Source organism: Streptomyces sp. NPDC007901 (genome assembly GCF_042959465.1).
Lineage (GTDB): Bacteria > Actinomycetota > Actinomycetes > Streptomycetales > Streptomycetaceae > Streptomyces.
The window spans coordinates 268,721-288,891 of sequence record NZ_JBIBKW010000003.1; the positions used below are offsets into that span (position 1 = coordinate 268,721).

Genomic DNA, 20,171 nt, shown 5'->3' on the forward strand with positions numbered 1-20,171 from the left:
CGGGACCATCGCCTCCGGCGGGGGTTAATGGTGGGGAGGCGATCCTGGGGTGCCCGGTACCCTTGACGGGTCCGGGCACCACGACCCGTCACCGCCGAGGAGAGCACCTCGGTAGACCACGAAGAAGAGGAACACCCGACGATGCATCGGTACAGGTCCCACACCTGCGGCCAGCTCCGCGCCTCTGACGTCGGCGCCGACGTCCGGCTGAGCGGCTGGCTGCACAATCGGCGCGACCTGGGCGGCATCCTCTTCATCGATCTGCGCGACCACTACGGCATCACGCAGCTCGTCGCCCGCCCCGGCACCCCGGCGTACGAGGCCCTGGACAAGCTCTCCAAGGAGTCCACGGTCCGGATCGACGGCCGCGTTGTTTCACGTGGAACCGAGAACATCAACGCCGACCTGCCCACCGGCGAGGTCGAGGTCGAGGTGAGCGAGGTCGAGCTGCTCGGCGCGGCCGCCCCGCTGCCGTTCACGATCAACACCGAGGACGGGGTCAACGAGGAGCGGCGCCTGGAGTACCGCTTCCTGGACCTGCGCCGCGAGCGCATGCACCGCAACATCATGCTGCGTACGGCCGTGATCTCGGCCATCCGCCACAAGATGACGGCGCTGGGCTTCAACGAGATGGCGACCCCGATCCTGTCGGCGACCTCCCCCGAGGGCGCCCGTGACTTCGTGGTGCCCTCCCGTCTGAACCCGGGCAAGTTCTACGCCCTGCCGCAGGCCCCGCAGCAGTTCAAGCAGCTGCTGATGATCTCCGGTTTCGACCGCTACTTCCAGATCGCGCCCTGCTTCCGCGACGAGGACGCCCGCGCCGACCGCTCGCCCGGCGAGTTCTACCAGCTCGACGTCGAGATGAGCTTCGTCGAGCAGGAGGACGTCTTCCAGCCCATCGAGCAGCTGATGACGGAGCTCTTCGAGGAGTTCGGGGGCGGCCGCCATGTGACGTCCCCCTTCCCGCGGATCCCGTTCCGCGAGGCGATGCTGAAGTACGGCTCCGACAAGCCGGACCTCCGCGCCCAGCTGGAGCTCGTCGACATCACCGACATCTTCGAGGGCTCGGAGTTCAAGGCCTTCGCCGGCAAGCACGTGCGCGCGCTTCCGGTGCCGGACGTCTCCGCGCAGCCCCGCAAGTTCTTCGACCAGCTCGGCGACTTCGCGGTCTCGCAGGGCGCCAAGGGCCTCGCCTGGGTCCGGGTCGCCGAGGACGGCTCGCTGTCCGGCCCGATCGCCAAGTTCCTCACCGAGGACAACGTCGCCGAGCTCACCAAGCGGCTCCAGCTGGCCGCCGGTCACGCCGTGTTCTTCGGCGCGGGCGAGTTCGACGAGGTCTCGAAGATCATGGGCGCGGTGCGGGTCGAGGCCGCCAAGCGTGCCGGGCACTTCGAGGAGGGCGTGTTCCGGTTCTGCTGGATCGTCGACTTCCCGATGTACGAGAAGGACGAGGACACCGGCGCGATCGACTTCTCGCACAACCCGTTCTCCATGCCGCAGGGCGGTCTGGAGGCCCTGGAGACCCAGGACCCGCTGGACATCCTCGGCTGGCAGTACGACATCGTCTGCAACGGCGTCGAGCTGTCCTCCGGCGCGATCCGGAACCACGAGCCCGAGATCATGCTCAAGGCCTTCGAGATCGCCGGCTACGACCGGGAGACCGTCGAGGACAAGTTCGCCGGCATGCTCCGCGCGTTCCGCTTCGGCGCCCCGCCGCACGGCGGTATCGCCCCCGGCGTGGACCGCATCGTGATGCTCCTCGCCGACGAGCCGAACATCCGCGAGACCATCGCCTTCCCGCTCAACGGCAACGCCCAGGACCTGATGATGGGCGCGCCGACCGAGCTGGAGGAGACCCGGCTGAAGGAACTGCACCTGTCGGTGCGCAAGCCGCAGCCGAAGTAACCGCAAGCGGTCGTGAAGGGCTCGAAACCGGCGTCGGTTTCGAGCCCTTTCGCTTGTGCCTCCTGATTCACAGGTCTTTCCGATGTTCCTGCCGGGTGAGCCACGCCTACGGTCCGCTGACATGACAGCCACTCAGGCAGCAGAAGAAAGACGGGAGTTGGCCCGCCGTACGGTCCTGGCGGCCGGTGGTGTGGCCGTGACCGCGGTGGGGGTGGGCGGTGCCTTCGCGGCCAGTGCCCAGGCCTCCGACAAGGAGGGCGCCGCGGGGGACGCCTGCTACACGCTGACCTCCGAACTGGTCGAGGGCCCGTACTACATCGACGCCGACAAGCTCCGCCAGGACGTCACGGAGGCCCAGGAGGGCATCCCCCTGCTCCTCACCCTCAAGGTCATCGACGCGGAGACCTGCGAGCCGCTCAGGAACGCGGCCGTGGACATCTGGCACTGCAACGCGTCGGGCATCTACTCGGGGTACGAGGAGATGGGCAGCGGCGGTGGCGGAGGCGGCGGCACCCCGCCGACCGACACCCCCACCGGTCCGCCGCCCGGCGGTGGCGGCGGGCACCAGGAACCCACCGACGACACCCGCTACCTGCGCGGCACCTGGCACACGGACCGGCACGGGCACGTCACCTTCAGGACCGTCTTCCCCGGCTGGTACCAGGGCCGTTGCGTCCACATCCACGTCAAGGTGCACGTGGACGGCGAGTGGACGGACGCCGGCTACGAGGGCGGCCACACCTGCCACACGGGCCAGCTGTTCTTCGACGAGAAGTCGGTGCTGCTGTCGGCCGGGGGGGAGCCCTACGCGAGCAACACCACCACCCGCACCACCCTCGACGAGGACACGATCTACCCGGACAACGGGCACGCGGGCGGCCTGCTCTACCTGAAGTACGACCCCCGCCACATCGGCCGGGGCGTCCGCGGCCATCTGACGCTGGGCGTCGAGCCGGACGAGACGAACAACGGCTGACATATCCAGACGCGGGCCCCGAACGGTGATCGTTCGGGGCCCGCATTCATTTTTCCGGCGCTTTCTCCCCCCAAGTAAGGCAAGCTTTTCAAGTAGCTCTTCACAAAACTGGCGCGAATCTCTCGTCAATTGCGGCCCGGCTTTTGCGGCGACATGAAATCGACAGCATTCTCCCCCGCTTTTACCAGCCGGGTCTCCTAGTTTTCCGGCCCATGACGGACAAGCAGGTCGGCCGTAGAGCCGCAACACAGACGAGCACGGCCGACGCGTGTTACACGCTGACCTCGGAGACCACCGAAGGCCCGTACTACCTGCAAGCCGCTGCGGGACGCGGCCGTCGGCATCTGGCACTGCGACGCCGTGGGGACCTGTTCGGGTGATGACCAAGCTCTCCGAGGACATCATCTACGACGGGACCGGCACGACGGGCGGCCTCCTGGACATCCGCTACGTACACAAGGGACAGCTCGCCAAGGGCCTGATCGGCTCGATCACGGTGGGCGTCGACCCCGGCGAGACGAACGACGACGACACCATGTCGTCGATGAACTTCGGCTCGGCGTCGGAGTCGGCCTCCTCCTGACCCTTCGCAGCTCCTCGTGCCACGACACGGACGCCCGGGACGGCGAAGTCCCGGGCGTCCGGTTCAGATCACCGACGAACAGCTCCGGCCTGCCGTCCTTGTCGACGCGGCCGCCCCCCGTCTGCGCATGAGCTGCCCCCTGCTGGTATCCGACGTGCCGGTCAGGACAGGGACTTGTACGAGCCCCAGCCGGAGGCGATCTTCACCCGCGCCCCGAAGGACCCCTTGCCGGTCCCGCTGTAGCGGTAGACGGTGCCGGAGGTGTCGCGGGCGACCAGGTCGGCCTTCCCGTCCCCGGTGATGTCCCCCGCCCCGACCACGGCGTTGTACGACCCGCCCCACGCGCCGAACAGCTTCACCCGCGCCTTGAAGGTGCCCTTGCCGGTCCCGCTGTAGCGGTACAGGTTGTCGGCCTTGTCCTGGGCGACCAGGTCGCCGACGCCGTCCCCGTCGAGATCGCCGACGCCGACGATCTTCTTGTACGTCTTCCAGTCGTCGTACAGTTTCACGCGCGCGGAGAGCTTGCCCGTGCTGGTGCCCTTGTACAGGTAGACCGCGCCGGTCGAGGCGTTGCGGGCGAGCAGGTCGGGCCGCCCGTCCTTGGTGACGTCACCCGGCGAGGTCAGCACGTCGTACTGGTTCCAGCCGCTCGTGCCGAGGGTCGTGTACGACGTCGACGGCGTGAGCGCCTTGCCGCAGGCCGGCTTGTACAGGCGCAGGGCCCCGCTGCCCGTCCGTACGAGGACGTCGTCGCAGCGGTCGCCGCTGAGGTCGCCGAACGGCACGAACCTGGTGGACGTGGCCCAGCCGGTGCCGGTGACCTTGCCGGAGAACGTGCCCGTGCGGGTGCCCAGCTGGTAGGTCAGCCCGCCCGAGGAGTTGAGCGTGAGCAGGTCGCCGGCCCCGTCCGGGGTGCCCGAGGCGCCGCCGAAGTCCCGGGCGACGGCCGCGCCGCCGGTCACGGTGACCTTGCCGGAGGCCAGCTTCACGGCCGTCGCCGCACCCTCCTGGGTGGCGCTCAGCGTCCAGGTCAGGGGACCGTTGGGGGCGTAACCCCCGGACGCCGTACGGCCGTTCCAGCTCGGGGCGACGGTCAGCCCGTCGGCCGACCCGGTGAGCGTACGGACGGTCTTCCCGGCCGCGTCGGTGAGCGTCACCGTCCAGGACGAGGTGGGACGGCTGAGCGTCCAGGTGGGCGCCCAGGCCTTGCTCGCGGCGGTGGTGCCCTTGAGGGCGGCGGCCGCCGGCACGCTGGAGCCGCTCACGGCGAGCGCGGGCCAGGCGGTACGGCTGCCCCACAGCTGCGCGTTGGAGCTGCCGGTCGGGGCGCCGGACCAGACGGCGGTGGCGCTGCCGTCCGCACCGACGCTGACCCGGCCGAGGACATAGGCGGCCGACGAGCCCGGCAGCGGCGTCGGGGCGCTCCATGCGCCGTCGCTGCCCACGGACTCCACCAGGTTCCGCTTGCTGCCGACGTCCTGCGGCCACAGGGCGTGCACGGTGCCGTCGTCGGCGATGACGGCGTCCCAGGCCTCCGGCACGTACGACGTGGAGAGCGTCCGCACGGCCGACCAGGCGCCGGTGGCGGCGTCGCGGGTGGCGGTGCGGGTGCTGAACGTCGCGGTGTAGTCGACCCAGACCAGGGTGACGTCGCCGTCCGGCGCGATGAGCGGTTCGGGGGTCCCGGCCAGGTCCTCGGTGGCGGTCACCGCGTCGGGCGCCGACCAGGTGCCGTCGCCGCCGCGGGTGGCGGTGCGGATGGTCTGGGCCTCGGACTCGTCGGTGGCCTCGAAGGCGACCGTCGCGGTGCCGTCGTCCGCGACGCCGACCTCGGGGGCGCTGACGGACTGGTAGGTGGGGCTCGCGGCGGCCGGGGCGGTCCAGCCGGCCGCGCCGGCCGCGCGAAAGACGGTCCGCACCGAGGCCGACGGGCCGTCGGTCTGCTTGTAGACGACCACCGTGGTGCCGTCGGAGGTGACCGCGACGCTCGGTGAGGTCGCCCCGTCGGCACCGTCCGCGACCGTGTCGCTGAGCCGCGCGGGCGCCGACCAGGTGCCGTCGGTCCCCCGGGTGGCCCCGTACACCTCCCACGGGGCGCTGGAATGCGGCGACCTGGAGCTCCATACGGCGGTGAGCGTGCCGTCGGGGGCCTCGGCGAGGTCGAGGCCGCCGTCGCCCCAGGAGGCGTCGGTGCCGACGACCTCGACGGGCGCGGACCAGCCGGAGTGGCCGGCCGCGAGCACGGAGCTGACGACCCGGCTGTCGAAGGGCCCGGACCCCGGCGCGGTCTCGTCCGGGTACTCCCGCCACAGCGCGGTGACCGAGCCGTCGGCGGAGGCGTACAGCTTGGCCCTGCCCGCTTCGTCCGGGGTGGTGGCGAGCAGCGCCGGGGTGCCCCAGGTGTCGCTGCCGGACGGCCTGACGGCGGCGTACAGCTTGCGTTCGGCGGACCCCGCGGCCGCGAACTGGTTCCAGATCGCGACGGCGGACCCGTCCGGGGTGGTGACGAGGTCCATCACCGAGGTGGAGACGTCGGTGCCGGTGAGAGCCGTGGCCGAGGTCCATGGCACGGCCGGGGCCGCCACGGCCGTCGTAGGAAGCACGGCGCCACCGGTCAGGACGAGCGCCACCGAAGAGATCGCGACCGCCAGCCGGCGGCGCGGCAGGGCGTAACTGCCCACGTGAGAGTCCTTCCCCGCGAGGGTCCCCTGCCCTCGCACAAGTGGACGGACATTACCAGCAGTTGGGCGTGAACATGCCGGTCAGGTGTCGTACCGGCCGTCCCAGGGCTCGCCGAAGCCCAGGTGGTCCGGGTAGAGCTCGGCCCACGGGCCGTCGTCGTCCTCCTTCGCGACCAGGCCGAAGAAGACGCCGTCCACGGTGAGCTGGAACGGGCGGATCGCTATGTCCGTGTACGTCCGCCGGGGCAGGCTGCGCAGCATCGTCGCGAGGCGCGCCCGCGCCCGGGACAGCACCGAGTCGGCACCGTCCGGGTCGAGTTGCTGCTCGGCCCAGCTGCCCGCGCACCAGATCTGCGAGTCGCGGTAGTGGCCCTCGGCGTCGAAGAGATGGAGCACCGCGTAGAGCCGTTTCTGCTCCTCCCAGCCCTCGTCGAGCCGGAACCCCTCGGGGAACGCGTAGGTGACCGACGCCAGGAACTGGCCGCCGGTGTAGTGACCGATGGCCTCGGTACGGCCGTGGGGCTCGTAGGCGATCGGGATGAGCTCAGGGGGTGCCATGGCGAAACCATACGGATGTGTCGTGGGCATGCAGGGACGCGGGTGGTGCCCTGCCGAAATGTTCACCCGATTATGCCGAAGCTGCCACGCCGCTTACTCGGCGGGGCATCTGCCGTGCGAAGTCGGGGAACGCGAACAGCTGACCAGCTCGTCACTTGGTCAGGCGAACGCCGGATGCTTTGCGGTTGTGTGTGCGGTTCTCGCCCTACGGTCCGGTGTCATGAAGCTGGTGGTGCAGGTGAAGCTGTTGCCGACGTCCGTGCAGGCGTCGGCGCTGGAGGCGACGCTGAGCGCCTGCGACCGGGCTGCCGCCTACGCCTCGCGGATCGCCTTCGCCAAGAAGTTGAAGGACCGCAATGGCCTGCAGCGGGAGGTGTATGCGGAGCTGAAGGCCGGGGTCGGGTTGTCGGCGCAGCCGGCGGTCCGGGTGGTGAAGAAGGTGGTCGACGCCTACGCGTCGGTGAGGGGCCGGTCTCGGCGGTGCCGCAGGGGTGGCGGTTCCCCGGTCGTTTTTCGTCCGGATGCGGCGCAGCCGTTCGACGATCGTCGTCTGTCGTGGCGGTATGACGCGCGCACGGTATCGATCTGGACGGTGGAGGGATGGCTGAAGGGGAACGTCCGACGGCAGCAATTACCAAGGCCGGCGGCTGGGCCGCTTCCGGCGTTTGCAGGCCCGTAAGCGGGCCGAACTCCAGCGGAGGCGGACCCGTTCGGCCACCCGCCGTCTTGCCCGGCGCGCAGGCAGGCAGAAGCGTCATACCGCGCTGGTGAACCACAGGATCGGCAAGGAGATCGTGTCCGGTTTTTGCGCGTGGGGGTACCCCCGGCCGAAGGCTGGGGGAGCACCGGTCGGGGCATCGCTGTCGAGGAACTCGGCGGGATCCGCGAGCGGGTACGGCTTCGTCGCGACCGGCGGGGCACCCTCTCCTCCTGGCCCTTCCGTCAGCTCGGGCAGTACCTCGCCTACAAGGCCATGCGGGCCGGGGTGCCGTTCCTTGAGGTGGATGCGGCCTACACCCCGCAGCGCTGTCCGCGTTGCGCTCACCCGGAGCGGGCCAACCGGCCCGGCCGATGTCGTCGCCGGGGTCAACGTGCGCAACCGGGCACGCTCGGCGTGGGTGTTCGTCACCGCACCCGCACCCTCCCCCCTGACTTCTGCCGGGGTTGGGTGGATGCGACCCGTGACCGTCCCGTCGTAGGGGGCAGTCGGGAGCGCGACGAGGTGTGGACGACCGAGAACTCGAACTCGACCGTCCACGGCCGAGAAGGTGACGGCAACCTTTTGGATCTGCGTGACCACAGAGGAGTGAAGCCCGCTGGAGCGGGCTTGCGTCAAGTACTTCGGACATAACGTAAGGACTCCCCCGTGGCCTCTGCCTCTCATCGTCGGTCCCTTCGCAAGCGTCGTACTCTCGTCGTCTCCGCCGCCGTGGTGGCGGCGGGGGTCGGGGCCGGTGCGGTTGTGCTGAGCGCGAACGCGTCCGGTGCCGACCTGTATCACCAGACGCTGGCCGCGAAGGACGGCTGGGCGTCGTCGGGTACCGGTACGACCGGGGGTGCGAAGGCCGGCGCCGCGCACACCTTCACGGTGACCACCCGCGCCCAGCTGGTGAAGGCGCTGGGGTCGGCGAGCGACACCACCGCGCGCATCATCAAGGTCAACGGCACCATCGACGCCAACACGGACGACGCGGGCAAGAAGCTGACCTGCGCGGACTACGCGGCGGGTACGGGCTACTCGCTGACGTCGTATCTGAAGGCCTTCGGCCCGTCGACGTACGGCCGTTCCAAGCTGCCCTCCGGTAGGCAGGAGAGCGCCCGGGCCGCCGCGCAGAAGAAGCAGGCGGCGAACATCGTCTTCAAGGTGCCGGCCAACACCACCATCGTCGGTGTCCCCGGCACCAAGGCCGGGATCACCGGCGGCATGCTGCAGATCCAGAAGGTCGACAACGTCATCGTCCGCAACCTGACGTTCTCCGACACCGAGGACTGCTTCCCGCAGTGGGACCCGACCGACGGCGACAGCGGCAACTGGAACTCCGAGTACGACTCGGTGACGCTGCGCGGGGCCACGCATGTCTGGGCCGACCACAACACGTTCACCGACGCCGGGCACTTCGACCGCACCAACCCGAAGTACTACGGCCGTGAGTACCAGGTCCACGACGGCGAACTCGACATCACCAAGAGCTCGGACCTGGTGACCGTCGAGCACAACCAGTTCACCAGCCACGACAAGACGATGCTGATCGGCAGCAGCGACAGCGAGCCGGGCGGCAAGCTCCGCGTCACCCTCCACCACAACGTCTGGAAGGGCGTCGTCCAGCGTGCCCCGCTGACCCGCGTCGGCCAGGTGCACCTCTACAACAACGTCTACGACGTCAAGGCCCTCAACGGCTACGCGCTGCAGTACAGCATCAACTCGCGCGCCAAGGCGCAGGTCGTGGCCCAGAACAACTTCTGGACCGTGCCCAGCTCCATCAAGGTCTCCAAGCTGCTCAGCGGCGACGGCACCGGCTCGATCGCGGGCAGCGGCAACCTCGTCAACGGCACGACGACCAACCTGGTCGCCGCCTACAACGCCGCGAACTCCAAGAAGATCAAGACGACGGTGAACTGGACCCCGACCCTGACGGCGGGCCTGGAGAGCAGCGCGAAGAACCTGCCGGCGGAGCTGGCGAAGACGGCGGGGGCGGGGGTGCTCTCCTGAGGCGGACGAGCCCCTAGGTCCCGTACGGCACGGGGCGGCCGGTGAGGGCGTCGAGGAGGATGCGGTGGCCGAGGGGTTTCCGCAGCTTCACCGTGACGTTCTGGGCGAGCATATCGGCGGTGCAGGGGCCGCTGCGAGCCCCCGCGGCCGAGGCGTAGAGCACGACGCTCCCGGCCGTCTCCAGTGCCCGGACGACGGGGCCGTCGTCGCAGGCGCCGTGGGTGGCCCTGACCGTGACGGAACGGCCGTCCTTCGCCGTGGCGATGAGGCCGGGGATGCTGTTGAGGCCGTCGGCGGATCCCTGCGGGGCCTCCGAGACGGGGGAGCGGGGCAGCGTTGACGGGGCTACGGCGACTCGCTTGAGCGGGGTGTCGTAGCCCTCCAGCGTGAACAGCCACGCGGGCACGGTGGCCGGTCCCCGGCTGGTGGCGATCGTCGTGCTGCCGAGCTTCGCTCCCGTCACGGTCAGCCGGGGGCCCGCCATGTCGTTGACGGCGAACGAGCGGTACGCCTTCCGCGCTCCCCACAGGGGGCGGGGCAGTGCGCTGCCCTTCGCCCACTCCACCTTCCCCTCGGCCGGGGCGGCGGTGGGCAGGTCGGCCCGCAGGAGGAAGTTCTTGGCCCTGTAGGCCTGTTCGTCCGTCTTGTCGTGCCAGCCGGACTCCGGGATCTGTACCGCGTCGGCCGTCGGGTGGTATCCCCGGCTCCATGCCGTGGCCGCCGCCGATCCCCGCCAGGCGTCGGCCACCTGGCGGGCCCGCTGTTCCTGCTCGGGCGACGACTGGGCAGGGCCGTCGTCGGTCGGCGAGCCGCTGTCGCAACCGGCGAGGAGACAGGCGCCCAGGAGGGGCGCGAGGAGCAGACCGGCGAGGCGCTTCGATCGGGTGGTGTGGGTCGTTTGGACGGTTTGGATGGTTTGGGTTTTTCGGGTGTTCATGGCGGTCCCCCGGGACGCATGTGGACGAGGACGGAGTCCGTTCCTTCGACGCCGGAGGAGTGCTTCGCGTTCGGCGGCGGCTGCGGGGCTGTCACACATCCGGAGCCTCTCCATGCGTATCGCCCATGAGGTCGCCGGGGCCCTGGTGCTGGGGCTGATGAGCTGAACGGGGGCCGGGGGCCGGTCCGGGTCAGCCCTTGCGGGACTTGGCCTTCGAGCTGCGCAGGCGGCGGCGCAGGGCCGGGCCGATGCGGACCAGGACGCGCTTGTCGATACCGGTGAGCTGGCGTTCCACCGCGGACAGCTGCTTGGTGACGGCGGTCAGCTCCTTGCGGAGGGCCTTGAGCTGCCGGGTCGTCTCGGTCGCGTTCTTCTCGGCGGTGGCCAGCCGGCCGCGCAGTTCCTTGTTCTCCTTGGCGTGCCGGGCGGCCCGGTCGTCGGCCGCGGTGATCTGCTCGCGCAGCCGGCTGAACCGGTAGCGCATCTGGCCGTCGTCCCCGCCGTCCCAGACCGGCATCGACGCGGGCAGGTCGAGGGCGGCCAGCCGGGCGTCGAAGGCGGCGCCGCCGTCGCCGTGGGTGTAGGTGTTCCGGAGGTCGTTGCGGTCGAGGAAGGCGGTGATCCGCTCGAAGCGCTCACCGTGGCCCTTGATCATCGCGGAGAAGTCGGCGTCCTCGTACAGGTCCCGCGGGTCGGTGTCGGCGCTCAGCTCGGGGAGCGAGCGGTGCGGGATGTCGAAGTAGCGGCACAGTTCCAGGGTGCGCGAGTCGTGGGTGAGGACCACGCTCGGGGTGCCGGCCAGCAGGGCGGCGACGTTGCCGTGGATCCGGGTGCCGTACGCGAAGTCGTAGCCGCGCAGCTCGTCGATCCAGGTGGCCGGGTCCAGCGGCATGCGGACCTTGTTCTCCTGGAGCAGGGCGTGGCTGAGCTGGAGCGGGAAGGGGTCCTGGTGGCCGGACTCGGGGGTGGTGTCGCCCCACATCAGCAGTTCCGCGTCGGCGGTGTTCTGCGCGTAGTAGGTGAGGTGGGGGTAGCGCTCCCACGCGTGCCGGGCGATGCCCGATATCTCACCGACGGGGATCGCGTCCGGCGAGAGGTTGAGGGCGATGCGGGAGTCGGCGCCCAGCTCCGTGGCCCGGATCTCCGGGAAGGTGTCGCCGTACAGGAACATCGACGGGCAGCCGATGATGTCGATGTCCTTGAAGCCGAGGCCCTTGAGGTAGTCGGACGTCAGCTCGCCGCGTACGCCGATGGAGGCGGAGCGGTCCAGGACCGCGCGGGCGAAGCGGCGGACCGAGTCCGCCATGGGGTTCAGCCACGTGGTGTCGTAGTCCGCGGGGGCCTGGGCGCCCACGCCGAAGACCACGACCGGGATGGTGAGTTGCTCGACGAGCGTCGAGAGCCGGTCCAGGGAGGCCTGGAAGGTGGGGCGGAAGGCGTTGGCGAGCGGGAGGACGAAGACGTCGTACTGCTCGTTGATCTCCGCGGCACGGCGGGCCGAGGGGTCGGTGCGGATGCCGTTGGACGTCACCTCGGTGTCCGGGGTGGTCAGCATCTTGTGCGCCGAGTCGCTGAAGAGGAGATTGCCCGTGTTCGTCCCGATCAGGTCCTGGTGAATGAACTCCGCCGGCGTGGCGACACGGAGCGGGCTCTTTCCGGAACGGATCAGGATGCGTTTCACGAACGGCACACTATCCCGCAGGTAAATGCAAGGTGAAGGAGAGGTAAGAGAATGGTTTGGTCTCTTGCCTGAGATTTACCCCACGCCGAGCCGAAGGCCCGGCGGGAGGTCTCCCTCCCGCCGGGCCTTCGGCGGTGTGTGTGCGGGGCGGCTGGGCGGTCGCGGCCGCAGCCGGGGCGTCAGGCGTCCGTGCCGCCGAAGCGCTCCTTGTACGTCTCCAGGTCCTCGTCCGTCAGCTTGGCGAACAGGACCGGGGGGACCGTGAAGGGGGTGCCGGCCGGGACGGAGGTGAGCGCGCGGGCCTCGTCGGCGGTGACCCAGGGGGCGGTGTCGTCGGCCAGGGCGAACGCCTCGCGCATGGTCTTCGCCGTCGCCGGGATGAAGGGCTCCGACACCACCGAGTAAAGGTGGATCAGGTTCATCGCCGTGCGCAGGGTGAGAGCCGCGCCGTCCTTGTCGGTCTTGATCTCCAGCCAGGGGGCCTTCTCCTCCAGGTAGGAGTTGCCGGCCGACCACAGGGCGCGCAGGGCGGCGGCGGCCTTGCGGAACTGCAGGGCCTCCATCTGCGCCTCGTACTCGGCGAGGAGGCCCGCGATCTGCTCGCCCAGCTTCGTCTCCGCCTCGCCGGGCTCGCCGCCGGCCGGGACGTCGTCGCCGAAGCGCTTACGGGAGAAGGACAGGACGCGGTTGACGAAGTTGCCGAGGGTGTCGGCCAGGTCCTTGTTCACCGTCGCCGTGAAGTGCTCCCAGGTGAACGACGAGTCGTCCGACTCCGGGGCGTTGGCGATCAGGAAGTAGCGCCAGTAGTCGGCGGGCAGGATGTCCAGGGCCTGGTCGGTGAAGACGCCGCGCTTCTGGGACGTGGAGAACTTGCCGCCGTAGTACGTCAGCCAGTTGAAGGCCTTGACGTAGTCGACCTTCTTCCACGGCTCGCGGACGCCGAGCTCGGTGGCCGGGAACATGACGGTGTGGAAGGGGACGTTGTCCTTCGCCATGAACTCCGTGTAGCGGACGTCGGTGTCGACGTCGTACCACCACGACTTCCAGTCGCGGGTCGACGGGTGCTGGTCCGCCCACTCCTTCGTCGCGCCGATGTACTCGATCGGGGCGTCGAACCAGACGTAGAAGACCTTGCCCTCCGCCGCCAGCTCCGGCCAGGTGTCGGCCGGGACCGGGACGCCCCAGTCGAGGTCACGGGTGATGGCGCGGTCGTGCAGGCCCTCCGTCAGCCACTTGTGGGCGATGGAGGAGGCCAGCTGCGGCCAGTCCTTGTCGTGCTGGGCGACCCACTCGCGGACCTCGTTCTCCAGCTTGGACTGGAGGAGGAAGAGGTGCTTGGTCTCGCGGATCTCCAGGTCGGTGGAGCCGGAGATCGCGGAACGGGGGTTGATCAGGTCGGTCGGGTCCAGGACGCGGGTGCAGTTCTCGCACTGGTCGCCGCGGGCCTTGTCGTAGCCGCAGTGGGGGCAGGTGCCCTCCACGTAGCGGTCCGGGAGGAAGCGGCCGTCGACCGGGCTGTACACCTGGCGGATCGCCCGCTCCTCGATGAAGCCGTTCTCGTTCAGGCGGCGGGCGAAGTGCTGGGTGATCTCGCGGTTCTCCGCGCTGGAGCTGCGGCCGAAGTAGTCGAACGCGAGTGCGAAGCCGTCGTAGACCGCCTTCTGGGCGTCGTGCGCCTGCGCGCAGAAGTCCGCTACGGGGATGCCCTGCTCCTTCGCCGCGAGCTCGGCGGGGGTGCCGTGCTCGTCCGTCGCGCAGATGTAGAGGACGTCGTGGCCGCGCTGGCGGAGGTACCGGGAGTACACGTCCGCCGGGAGCATGGACCCCACCATGTTGCCCAGGTGCTTGATCCCGTTGATGTACGGAAGGGCGCTGGTGATGAGGTGTCGAGCCATCGGGGGCTGCTCCCAGGTCGGTACTGCTGCTGGTTTGGTGAACCTTGAAATCGTAGCCGACATGTGTATGCCGCCCGCTTCTCGTTTTATCGGGTGAGAAGCGGGCGGCATGGGGCCGTGCGGGGTGGTGCGGTGTGGGGTTACGGGCGCCAGTCGATCAGGAGGCCGTCGTAGAGCTCCGCGTCGGTGAGCTCCAGGGGGGTCGGGCCCGCGTGGAAGAAGGCCGTGTTGTCGGTCTTCAGCTTGCGGAGGTAGTCGAAGGCCTTGTTCTCGTGCTCGCCGAACGCGACGAAGGAGAAGAAGAGGGAGGGGTGGGACTTCGCGGCGTCCGTGAGGGACTGGGTGGCGGGGGTCTTCGCGTCCGGGGCGCCGTCGGTCTGGAAGACGACCAGGGCGGGGGTGGCCGGGGTCGCGTCCTTGTCGTGGTGCTTGTCGTAGTGGGCGAGTACGGCTTCGACGGCGGCGTGGTAGCTGGTACGGCCCATGCGGCCGAGGCCGGCGTGCGCCTCGTCGATCGCGTTCTCGGGGGAGGCAGGGGTGAGGTCGGTGGTGCCGTCGACCTCGGTGGAGAAGAAGACGACGTGCACGGTGGGGGTCTCGCCGGCCGGGGTGAGGTGGGTGGCGAGGGCGAGGGTCTGGTCGGCGAGGGCCGCTGCGGAGCCGTCCTTGTAGTACGGGCGCATGCTCGCGGAGCGGTCGAGGACCAGGTAGGTGGCGGCGCGGGCGGAGGCTAGGCCGGCCTTGGCGAGGGCGGTGGCGGCGGCGTCGTTGCCGACCACGGCCTCGGCCTCGGCCTCGGCCTCGCCTTCGGCCGGGTCGTTCCCACCCGCACCACCCGTGACGGTTTCGTTGTCGGGTGCGGGTGGCCCCTGTGGGGCGGATTCGCCGTCGGCGGCTGCGGCAACAGGCTCCAGCTCCGGGGCGTCGGTCTCGGCTGCCGCCTCGACCGGCTCGGGAGTGGTTTCGGGCGCCGGCTCGGCCTCGGTTTCGGCCGCCGGTTCCGGTTCGGCTTGCGGTGCGGTGTCGGCCTCCGGCTCGACAATGGCGGCGGGCTCCGCGGCCGCGACCGGCTCGGGGGCGGCCTCCGGCTCCGGCTCCGGTTCGGTTTCGGTTCCGGTTTCGACGGTCGGCTCCGCAACCGCCTCCGCGGCCGGCTCGGCCTCGGGCTCCGCAGCCGCCTCGCCCTCGGCGTCCGGCTCGACAACCGCCTCAGCCTCGGCCTCAGCCACGACCTCGGCTTCCGGCTCGGCCACCGCTTCGGCTTCCGGCGCGGCCTCGGCCACGACCTCAGCCTCAGCCTCGGCTTCCGCCGTCGTCTCGGCCTCCGGCTCGACAACCGCCTCGGCCTCGGCCTCAGCCACGACCTCGGCTTCCGGCTCGGCCACCGCTTCGGCTTCCGGCGCGACCTCGGCCACGACCTCAGCCTCAGCCTCGGCTTCCATCGTCTCGGCCTCCGGCTCGACAACCGCCTCAGCCTCAGCTTCCGCCTCGGCCACGACCTCAGCCTCAGCCTCGGCTTCAGCCGTCACCTCGGCCTCGGCCACCGGCTCGACGTCAGCCTGGACCTCGGCCTCGGCCACCGGCTCGACCTCGACCTCGGCCTCAGCGTCGGCCTCAGCCACCGGCTCAGCCTCAGTCGGCGCAGCTGTCGGCTCGGGCCGGACCTCGAGGTCGGGTTCGATCGTGCGTGTTGCCTGCTTCGGGACGGTGACGTTGTCGAAGGCGGCCGAGACCAGTTCGTGCTCGTTCTCGTCGTTCTCTTCGTTCGTTGCCGGGCGGGGTTCCGGGACGACGGTCGGCGTCTCCGGGGTCGGTGCCGGCGCTTCCTGCTGCGGTTGCGAGGGGAGCTGGTCTGCACCCTCTGCCTCGGCGGGGCGCGGCTTTCGCGACCTGCCGAATGCGTTCCGCAGGAGAGTGAGAATGCCCATGTGCGCAACCCTTCGCGTGAGTTGATACCCGTCAATCGCTGGCCAGGACGGACACGTAAGGTTAGCGGCCCCAGGTTGCGATCTTGGGGAGGGTCGATGACTCCTGTCGGGCGTACGGCGGTCGAGTTCCGGCCCGCTCTCAACTCCCCCTCGGCCCCCTTCAGTTCATCATTCGTTCATTCGGCGGCCCCTCCTGTGCACAACCACGCCCCTAACGTCACGCTCACACCAAGAGATCGCAAGGGGAGAGTAAAGTGCGCAAAGTGCTGCCGATCGTCGGGACGCCCGCCCACTCGCATCCGGGTGGGCGGTCCTCCCTCACCTGTCGGTTCCGATGCGGTGACGCCTGCTTTCACGAGGTACCCAACACCAGCTCCAACGCCTACGTCGGTGATGTCATCGCCGATGCCGTGAGCCGTCGTAGCGTGGTGCGGGCCGCCGCCGTGGTGGCCGTGGTCGCGGGTGGGGTGAGCGTCGGTGCGGCGCGGCCCGCGGACGCCGCACCGGCCACGGGGACGGCAGCGGGGGCGGCGAAACCCGTCGGCGGTGCCCGTGGGCTCCGGTTCGCCTCCGTCGCCCCGAACACCGCCGACACCGTGACCGTCCCCGACGGCTACGGCCAGAACGTCGTGGTCCGGTGGGGCGAGCCCATCCTGCGGGGTGCGCCGGCCTTCGACCCGGAGAACCAGACCGCCGCCGCGCAGGCCGGGCAGTTCGGCTACAACAACGACTTCCTCGCGCTGCTGGCGCTGCCCGGCGAGCACCGCCGGCAGATCCTCGTCGCCAACCACGAGTACACCGACGAGGTGCTGATGTTCCGCGGCTACGACGCCGCCAACCCCACCCGGCAGCAGGTGGAGGTGGCCTGGGCCGCGCACGGGCTCGGTGTCGTCGTGGTCGAGGAGGACCGGCGGACGGGGGCGCTGACCGCCGTACCGCGGCATCCGCTCAACCGTCGGGTCACCGCCACGACCGAGTTCCGGCTGACCGGCCCCGCCGCCGGGTCCGCCCTGCTCCGCACCTCCGCCGACCCGACCGGGCGCAAGGTCCTCGGCACGCTCAACAACTGCTCCGGCGGCACCACCCCGTGGGGTACCACGCTGCACGGCGAGGAGAACTTCAACCAGTACTTCGCGAACGGGACCCGGACGACCGACAAGCGGTACGGGCTGGGGACCGGGGCCACGGAGCGGAAGTGGGAGCGGTTCGACCCGCGGTTCGACGTCGCTCAGGAGCCCAATGAGTCGCACCGGTTCGGGTACGTGGTGGAGCTGGACCCGTACGACCCCGGGTCGACCCCGCGCAAGCGGACCGCGCTCGGGCGGTTCAAGCACGAAGGGGCGACCGTCCGGCTGACGGACGACGGGCGGCCGGTCGTGTACTCCGGGGACGACGAGCGGTTCGACTACTTCTACAAGTTCGTCGGCGGCAAGCGCATGAAGCGGGGTGGCGGGCGGGCCGCGCGGGAGCACAACGCCACGCTGCTCGACGAGGGGACGCTGTACGTCGCCCGGCTCACCGGCGACTCCCCGACGACGGAGATCGACGGCACGGGCAGGCTCCCGGCCGACGGCGAGTTCGACGGCAGCGGGGAGTGGATCCCGCTGGCCACCGCCACCGCGAAGGGCGCCGTCTCGCATGTCGAGGGGATGACCGCCGAGGAGGTCTACGTCTTCACCCGGCTCGCCGGTGACAAGGTCGGCGCGACGAAGATGGACCGGCCCGAGGACATCGAGCCCAGCCCCGCCACCGGCAAGGTGTACGTCGCGCTCACCAACAACACCAACCGGGGTGTCGGTTCGAACGCCGCCGCCGACGAGGCCAACCCGCGCAACGCCAACAAGCACGGGCACATCCTGGAGCTGACCGAGCGCTGGAACCGGGCCGAGAGCACGTCGTTCGCCTGGACGCTGTTCCTCGTCGCCGGTGACCCGGACGACCCGGCGACCTACTTCGCCGGTTTCCCGAAGGACGAGGTCAGCCCGATCTCCTGCCCGGACAACGTGGCCTTCGACCCGCACGGCAACCTGTGGATCTCCACCGACGGCAACCAGCTCGGCTCGCACGACGGCCTGTTCGGCGTGGCCACCAAGGGCGCCCGGCGCGGTGAGCTCAAGCAGTTCCTGACCGTGCCGACCGGTGCCGAGACCTGCGGTCCGCTGGTGCAGGACCGGCGGGTGCTGGTGGCCGTGCAGCACCCCGGCGAGATCACCGGCGCGAGTGTGGAGAGCCCCGCGAGCAGCTGGCCCGACGGGCCGGGGAGGATCGTGCGGCCGGCCGTCGTCGCGGTGTGGCGCAAGGACGGCTGCGACATCGGGGTCTGAGACGGACAGAGGCGGGCGGGGCGGTCAGTGGGGGGACGCGATCGCCCGGGCCGCCGCCACCTCCTGGCGCAGGGGTTCCAGGACGCTGTCCGGCGGGCCCGTGAGGTCGGTGCGGACCGCGACCAGGGTCTCCGCCTCGCGGACGCCCTCCGCGAGCTCACGCAGTTGCAGGGCGACCTGGTCCACCTCGGCCCGGGCCGGGGGCGGCGCTCCGTGCCGTACCCGGACCCGGGCCGCGGTCGTGGCGTCGACGATGCGTTCCACGGCGACGACCAGCGGCCACCAGGCGGCGGCCCGGCGGCCGGTGGGCGGGGGTTCGGACAGGGCGCGCTGGAACTCCGTACGGATGGTGGACAGGTCGCGGTAGAGGCGGCGGCGCATCCGGGCGCGGGCGGCGGGGTCCGCGCCGTCCGCGCCGTCCGCGCCGTCCTTGAAGGCCAGCTCGACATAGGCGGCCGTGTCCGCCACCGCGTCGGCGAGCCGGTCGCCGACGCGGGTGCGCCAGCTCTCCGGCCACAGCAGGTACCCGGCGACCAGCGCGATCGCGCAGCCCATGAGCGAGTCGAGGAGGCGGGGGAGGAGCAGCGCCGTGCCCTGGTGGTTGAGGAGGTCGGAGAGCAGCAGGATCACCGGGGTGATGGCGGCGGTCTGGAAGCCGTAGCCGCGCGGGGTCAGGGCCGGGATCAGCGGGGCCAGGACCATCATCACCGGGACGTCCCACCAGCCGCGCGGGACCACGGTGAGGACCGTCGCCGCCAGCACCAGCCCGGCCACCGTGCCCAGCGCGCGCAGCAGGGCGCGGGAGAAGACCGAGCCGAAGTCGGGCTTGAGGACGAAGGTGACGGTGAGGGCGACCCAGTAGGAGCGGGGGACGGGGACGAGGGAGACCAGGGCCTGCGCGATGCCGATGCACAGGGCGAGGCGGATGCCGTAGCGCCAGGAGTTGGTGGACAGGACGACGCTGCGGGCGGCGCGGGCGGTGCGGATGCCGAGGGCGGCGGGGCGGCCGAGGCGGTCGTCGATGCCGCGCGGGTCGACGTCCGGGGAGGTGGCGACCTCGGCGACGTGCCGCAGGGCGTGGTCCACGGCCCGCCCGGTCTCGCTGTGCGGCTCGGGCAGGTCGAGTCCTGTCGGGCCGGTGTAGCCGGTCTCGATGGCGTCGGCGATGTGCCGCACCGCCGCCGGGATCTCGGGCGGCATCGGCTTTCCGGCGAGCCGGACGGCGGGGGCGGCCTCCACCACCGGGGTGATCGCGTTCAACTGGGCGAGCATGCGGGTGAGTTCGCGGCTCTGTCCCCGGTAGCGGGCGCGCCGGGCCAGGATCAGGTCGTACGACTGGTTCAGCGACTGGGTGACGGTGTGCCGGGCGCGGTCGTACTCCTCGCCGTCGCCCGAGTCGCTCACGGCGAGCAGGTCGGCGACCGTGCGGTAGCCGGCGGCGACCGCCGCGCGTTCCGGGACGCCCGAGCGCAACGGCCAGGCCAGCAGGGCGAGGAGCAGGACCAGCAGGCCGCCGCCGGTCATCAGCACCGGGGTGAGCCACCAGGCGCCGGGCAGCGGCAGGCCCGCGCCGATCACGGAGTTGAGCAGCAGGAGCAGGCCGGAGACGGAGGACACCGCGCCGATCGTCGAGATCATCCCGGAGAGCAGCGCGATGCCGGTGATGACGGCGACCGTCAGCCAGCCCTGGCCGTAGACCAGGGAGCCGACGGTGACGCCGACGGCGCCGAAGAGCTGGGGGACCGCGATGTTGAGGATCCGCATGCGGTAGGCGTCGGCGGTGTCGCCGATCACGCCGGAGAGGGCGCCCATCGACGCGAGCGCCCCGTACGCGGGCTGTCCCACCGCGAGTCCGACGGCGAGCGGGAGGGCCATGCCGAGGGCGGCGCGGGCGAGGGCGGCCCAGTTGAGGGGGGCCGCCTGCTGGGGCCGGAGGTTCCTTACCAGCCAGTCGGGAGGAGTGAGGCCGATGGGGAACTCGCGGGACATGCGC

The 20,171-nt window shown here is 70.7% G+C and carries 14 protein-coding genes; 7 read left to right on the plus strand and 7 right to left on the minus strand.

Annotated features, from left to right (window positions below; genetic code table 11):
- Positions 1 to 141: 141 nt before the first annotated feature.
- The 3 genes from aspS to ACFZDK_RS11550 all read left to right on the plus strand — a co-directional run bounded on the left by aspS (position 142) and on the right by ACFZDK_RS11550 (position 3,464).
- Positions 142 to 1,905, plus strand: a complete 1,764-nt coding sequence (gene aspS / locus ACFZDK_RS11540) for an aspartate--tRNA ligase (RefSeq protein ID WP_390971814.1) — start codon at positions 142 to 144, stop codon at positions 1,903 to 1,905.
- Between the two features lie 121 nt (positions 1,906 to 2,026).
- Complete coding sequence (locus tag ACFZDK_RS11545) at positions 2,027 to 2,881, plus strand: intradiol ring-cleavage dioxygenase (RefSeq protein WP_390971815.1); 855 nt, start codon at positions 2,027 to 2,029, stop codon at positions 2,879 to 2,881.
- Between the two features lie 379 nt (positions 2,882 to 3,260).
- The gene (locus tag ACFZDK_RS11550; RefSeq protein WP_390971816.1) at positions 3,261 to 3,464 is read left to right on the plus strand and encodes a hypothetical protein; all 204 of its coding nucleotides are present in this window, start codon (positions 3,261 to 3,263) and stop codon (positions 3,462 to 3,464) included.
- Positions 3,465 to 3,625: 161 nt separating this feature from the next.
- On the opposite strand, the gene ACFZDK_RS11555 is transcribed toward ACFZDK_RS11550, so the two are convergent.
- Positions 3,626 to 6,145 (minus strand): FG-GAP-like repeat-containing protein, encoded by a 2,520-nt coding sequence (locus ACFZDK_RS11555; protein WP_390971817.1) that lies wholly within the window; start codon positions 6,143 to 6,145, stop codon positions 3,626 to 3,628.
- An 81-nt stretch (positions 6,146 to 6,226) separates the two neighbouring features.
- A complete protein-coding gene (locus tag ACFZDK_RS11560; RefSeq protein ID WP_390971818.1) occupies positions 6,227 to 6,703 on the minus strand; it encodes a hypothetical protein in 477 nt (158 codons plus the stop codon).
- 220 nt (positions 6,704 to 6,923) lie between these two features.
- Here ACFZDK_RS11560 and ACFZDK_RS11565 point away from each other — a divergent pair, with 220 nt between their 5' ends.
- The 3 genes from ACFZDK_RS11565 to ACFZDK_RS11575 all read left to right on the plus strand — a co-directional run bounded on the left by ACFZDK_RS11565 (position 6,924) and on the right by ACFZDK_RS11575 (position 9,413).
- Positions 6,924 to 7,382 carry a hypothetical protein gene (locus ACFZDK_RS11565; RefSeq protein ID WP_390971819.1) on the plus strand — a complete coding sequence of 153 codons (459 nt, stop codon included), beginning with the start codon at positions 6,924 to 6,926 and terminating at the stop codon, positions 7,380 to 7,382.
- 132 nt (positions 7,383 to 7,514) lie between these two features.
- A complete protein-coding gene (locus ACFZDK_RS11570; RefSeq protein WP_390971820.1) occupies positions 7,515 to 8,054 on the plus strand; it encodes a zinc ribbon domain-containing protein in 540 nt (179 codons plus the stop codon).
- A 15-nt stretch (positions 8,055 to 8,069) separates the two neighbouring features.
- Complete coding sequence (locus ACFZDK_RS11575) at positions 8,070 to 9,413, plus strand: polysaccharide lyase family 1 protein (RefSeq protein WP_390971821.1); 1,344 nt, start codon at positions 8,070 to 8,072, stop codon at positions 9,411 to 9,413.
- A gap of 13 nt (positions 9,414 to 9,426) precedes the next feature.
- Here the strand turns inward: ACFZDK_RS11575 and ACFZDK_RS11580 are convergent, their stop codons facing one another.
- The 4 genes from ACFZDK_RS11580 to ACFZDK_RS11595 form a co-directional block, all read right to left on the minus strand.
- Positions 9,427 to 10,350 (minus strand): hypothetical protein, encoded by a 924-nt coding sequence (locus ACFZDK_RS11580; RefSeq protein ID WP_390971822.1) that lies wholly within the window; start codon positions 10,348 to 10,350, stop codon positions 9,427 to 9,429.
- A 190-nt stretch (positions 10,351 to 10,540) separates the two neighbouring features.
- Positions 10,541 to 12,031 (minus strand): polysaccharide pyruvyl transferase family protein, encoded by a 1,491-nt coding sequence (locus ACFZDK_RS11585; protein ID WP_390971823.1) that lies wholly within the window; start codon positions 12,029 to 12,031, stop codon positions 10,541 to 10,543.
- Between the two features lie 179 nt (positions 12,032 to 12,210).
- Positions 12,211 to 13,926, minus strand: coding sequence for a methionine--tRNA ligase (gene metG, locus ACFZDK_RS11590; RefSeq protein ID WP_390971824.1), 1,716 nt, complete (start codon positions 13,924 to 13,926; stop codon positions 12,211 to 12,213).
- 140 nt (positions 13,927 to 14,066) lie between these two features.
- Positions 14,067 to 15,854 carry a VWA domain-containing protein gene (locus tag ACFZDK_RS11595; protein ID WP_390971825.1) on the minus strand — a complete coding sequence of 596 codons (1,788 nt, stop codon included), beginning with the start codon at positions 15,852 to 15,854 and terminating at the stop codon, positions 14,067 to 14,069.
- 254 nt (positions 15,855 to 16,108) lie between these two features.
- Here ACFZDK_RS11595 and ACFZDK_RS11600 point away from each other — a divergent pair, with 254 nt between their 5' ends.
- Positions 16,109 to 18,178 (plus strand): alkaline phosphatase PhoX, encoded by a 2,070-nt coding sequence (locus ACFZDK_RS11600; RefSeq protein ID WP_390971826.1) that lies wholly within the window; start codon positions 16,109 to 16,111, stop codon positions 18,176 to 18,178.
- 24 nt (positions 18,179 to 18,202) lie between these two features.
- On the opposite strand, the gene ACFZDK_RS11605 is transcribed toward ACFZDK_RS11600, so the two are convergent.
- Complete coding sequence (locus tag ACFZDK_RS11605) at positions 18,203 to 20,167, minus strand: FUSC family protein (RefSeq protein WP_390971827.1); 1,965 nt, start codon at positions 20,165 to 20,167, stop codon at positions 18,203 to 18,205.
- Between the last annotated feature and the right edge of the window lie 4 nt (positions 20,168 to 20,171).

Coding starts and splice junctions, on each gene's coding strand:
- aspS (WP_390971814.1), top strand. CDS start 142: ATGCATCGGTACAGGTCCCACACCTGCGGCCAGCTCCGCGCCTCTGAC.
- ACFZDK_RS11545 (WP_390971815.1), top strand. CDS start 2,027: ATGACAGCCACTCAGGCAGCAGAAGAAAGACGGGAGTTGGCCCGCCGT.
- ACFZDK_RS11550 (WP_390971816.1), top strand. CDS start 3,261: ATGACCAAGCTCTCCGAGGACATCATCTACGACGGGACCGGCACGACG.
- ACFZDK_RS11560 (WP_390971818.1), bottom strand. CDS start 6,703: ATGGCACCCCCTGAGCTCATCCCGATCGCCTACGAGCCCCACGGCCGT.
- ACFZDK_RS11565 (WP_390971819.1), top strand. CDS start 6,924: ATGAAGCTGGTGGTGCAGGTGAAGCTGTTGCCGACGTCCGTGCAGGCG.
- ACFZDK_RS11580 (WP_390971822.1), bottom strand. CDS start 10,350: ATGAACACCCGAAAAACCCAAACCATCCAAACCGTCCAAACGACCCAC.
- metG (WP_390971824.1), bottom strand. CDS start 13,926: ATGGCTCGACACCTCATCACCAGCGCCCTTCCGTACATCAACGGGATC.
- ACFZDK_RS11595 (WP_390971825.1), bottom strand. CDS start 15,854: ATGGGCATTCTCACTCTCCTGCGGAACGCATTCGGCAGGTCGCGAAAG.
- ACFZDK_RS11605 (WP_390971827.1), bottom strand. CDS start 20,167: ATGTCCCGCGAGTTCCCCATCGGCCTCACTCCTCCCGACTGGCTGGTA.